At 73.7% G+C, this 2,406-nt stretch carries 2 protein-coding genes; both read left to right on the top strand.

What is annotated here, in order from left to right; genetic code table 11:
- The coding region (locus ND748_RS30105; protein WP_251749606.1) for a cytochrome c oxidase assembly protein at positions 1 to 1,533 on the top strand (1,533 nt) is incomplete at its 5' end.
- 424 nt (positions 1,534 to 1,957) lie between these two features.
- Positions 1,958 to 2,406 (top strand): Na+/H+ antiporter NhaA (locus ND748_RS30100; RefSeq protein ID WP_251749605.1); only part of this gene is annotated, 449 nt, incomplete at its 3' end.

Raw genomic sequence — 2,406 nt, 5'->3', positions numbered from 1 at the left:
AGCCGGTTCGCCGCCATCGCGGCAGCCGTGACCGCGGTCAGCGGAATCGGCGGGGCCGCGCTACGCCTCGGCGGCCTCGCGCCGCTGTGGCAGACCCGCTACGGCCTGCTCGTCACGCTCAAGGTGGTGGGTCTGCTCACCGCAGTCGTACTCGGCGGCCTGCTGCGCCGCCGGGTCGTCAACCGGCTCGCCACGGCCGCACCGGCGACGACGGCGGCGGGGACGGGGCTCGTGACGGGGACGGGGCTCGCGGCGGGGACGGGGGCCGAGGCTGGGACGGCCGCAGGGGCTGGGACGGCGGCCGGAGCTGGGACGGCGGCCGGGGCGATCGGCCGGTTCGTCCGCCTGGCGGGCGTCGAACTGACCGTGCTGACGGCGACGCTTGGCCTGGCCGTGGGGCTGTCCCGCACCGCGCCGCCGGTGGATGACGCGCTCGTCCCCGCCGACGCGACCCGGGCGCTGCTCGGCTACCCGATGCCGCCACCGGTGTCGGCCGGCCGGTTGGCCGCCGACTGGCGGATCGACTGGGTGTTCCTCAGCGCCTGTGTGATCGCCGCCGGGCTGTACCTCGCCGGGGTGCTCCGGCTGCGCGCCCGGGGCGTCCGCTGGCCGGTGGGGCGCACCATCGGCTGGCTGTGCGGCCTGGCCGTCGTCGTCGTCGCCACCTCCAGCGGGCTCGGACGCTACGGGCCCGTCCTGCTCAGCGTGCACATGACCCAGCACATGCTGCTGAGCATGCTCGCCCCGATCCCCCTCGTCCTGGGCGCGCCGGTGACCCTGGCGCTGCGGGCGATGCGCCCCGCCCGGGCCCCGCACCGCAGCGGGCCGCGGGAGTGGCTGGTGGCGCTGCTGCACTCCTGGCCGGTGCGGGTGCTGACCCATCCCGCGCTGGTGACGGTGAACTTCATCGGCAGCCTCTACGTGCTGTACCTGACGTCGCTGCTGACCACGCTGATGCACAACCACCTCGGCCACCTGTACATGAACGTGCACTTCCTCGCGGTCGGCGTGCTGTTCTTCGAGCTGATCATCGGAGTCGATCCGCTACCGCGGCGGCTGCCCCACGGGGGACGGATCCTGATGCTGCTCAGTGTCGTGCCGTTCCACACCTTCCTCGGCATCGCGATCATGAACCAGTCGACGCTGCTCGGGGCCGACTGGTACGGCCGGCTGGCGCGGCCGTGGGGCGTCAGCGCGCTCAGCGACCAGCACACCGCCGGCGCCATCGTCTGGGCGTTCGGCGAGCTGCCGACGTTCGTCGTGCTCATCGTGCTGGTCCTGCAGTGGTCGCGGATGGACGACCGGCGCACCCGGGCCCGTGAGCGCCGGATTGCCGCCGCCGGCGACGTCGACGTCGAACTCGACGCCTACAACGCCTACCTCGCCCGGCTCGCCGACGGTCCGAACCGCCGCCGGACCGCGGCGACGGTCGGCCCGGCGGTCACGACGACGACCACGACTCCCGCGCCCCGGGACGCCCCGGACGACGCCGAGGGTCGCGGCGGGCGCCATGCGGCCGAAGGCGACGGCTGACGGCCGCCCACACCGCCAGGATTCTCGCCGTGCGCCAGGCCGGGGAGACATTCGTCTCCATCCCCGCCCCGACATCCGCTTTCCGTCGGCAGTGGCGCGAGACGACGCAGAAGCGTTAGCGTAAGCGTGCACGGAATAGACCATCGCCGGTTCCCGTCGTATTAGCGGCGCATTTTCCCCGCAAATCCCGGGCCGAGGCAGGTCAGCAGCGGAATGTCGGCACGGCTGGTGACCCGTCGAATTGCGGTACGCCCGACCTCGCCACGCCCCCCGGAAAAGCCCTCGACAACGGGTCCGGACGTGGCGTCTTCGCCGTGGACACCGCGCGAGAAGGAATTCCTCGTTACGATCTCCGGGGTGGCCGGGAATCCGCCGCCGATCCGCAGAGGCCGTCGCGCGGCGGCCGCGACGGAGGAGCAGTGACGTGTCGCAACCGCCCGCTGAACCGGGCCCGGTCCGCCGCCGAACTGCGCGGAAACCGGCAATTGTCCCAGGGCAGGAAAAAGGTCCGACCCGAGGCCCGCGCCGGCTGCCCGGCGGCGCCCGCGAGGCATCTCGCGACGGGTTCGCCGCGTTCCTGCGGGCGGAGACCACCGGTGGGCTGCTCCTCGTCGGCGCGACGGTGGCCGCGCTGGTCTGGGCGAACGTCGCACCCGGCGCCTACCACGCGGTGTGGTCCACCCCGGCCGGCCTCGGCCCGGCCTGGCTGCACCTCGCCGACATGCACGTCACCGACTGGGTCGCCGACGCCCTGCTCGCCATCTTCTTCTTCGCCGCGGGCCTGGAACTACGCCACGAACTGACCGACGGCGCCCTGGCCGACCGGCGCAGCGCGGCGCTGCCCGTCGCCGCCGCGGCCGGCGGCATGATCGC

This window comes from Frankia sp. AiPs1 (assembly GCF_023716945.1).
Lineage (GTDB): Bacteria > Actinomycetota > Actinomycetes > Frankiales > Frankiaceae > Frankia.
This window is presented reverse-complemented; position numbering and strand designations above follow the sequence as displayed.